The 755-nt window shown below is 43.8% G+C and carries 1 pseudogene; it reads left to right on the top strand.

The window, feature by feature from the left end:
• Window positions 1-216 precede the first annotated feature (216 nt).
• A pseudogene (locus tag ASU03_RS14100) lies at window positions 217-755 on the top strand (hypothetical protein); the annotation flags it as partial.

Genomic DNA, 755 nt, shown 5'->3' with positions numbered 1-755 from the left:
GATCTCCAGACTTAAGCCGAGCGTTAGAATCAAATTATTCACAATCGTAGTCTACAACACACCCTCGATACTTTAGGTAATGTCGGCAGTGTCGCACTTGAGGAATGCAGTGCTTGAACTTTCGGTTTAGGAGTATAAGCGACGGATAGTGGTGCTTTATAAGTACAACTTTCATAACAAAATCTACGCGTAACAACATCTCCAGTTACTACAGATGTGGAGCTTGACCGTCTAGTTGATGACATTAGCTTTGCTGATCAGTCTGCTGTTGAATTAGACGTGTTGGTATATTCCCAACGTTTTGTGATTTCAGGTATTAATACGGAGATCAACTTGAGTATAGAAAATGGTGAATATTCTGTTGATTGCCAAACCGACGTTTATGCAAGCCAACGACTAACAGTAAAGCATGGCGATACCTTATGTTTACGTCATAACAGTGCTAGTGGCTACCAAGAGCAAGTGACAACTGTGCTCACCTTGGCTGAGCAAAAATTTTATTTTGTCAGTACTACTAGGTCAAGTACGCAAACTAATGCCGAGGCAGTGACAACCGTTGAGCCAGTAACTACCATAGCTGCTACTAACACCTCGGAGCCAGTTACTAGCCCTGTGCCGATCATTACCGCTGATGCGACAACAGAGACTAGCGCTGCAGCAGATGTAATAGCATCTGACGCTGTTATTGCGGCAATACCTCAATCAGGGGCTGTTGACACTGTACAAGAGCCGAAAAGTAGTGCCGGTGCTATGAT

Origin of the sequence: Colwellia sp. TT2012 (genome assembly GCF_001440345.1) — a bacterium.
Lineage (GTDB): Bacteria > Pseudomonadota > Gammaproteobacteria > Enterobacterales > Alteromonadaceae > Colwellia.
The sequence above is the reverse complement of the archived record's forward strand: the minus strand, read 5'-3'. Positions and strand labels throughout refer to the sequence as shown.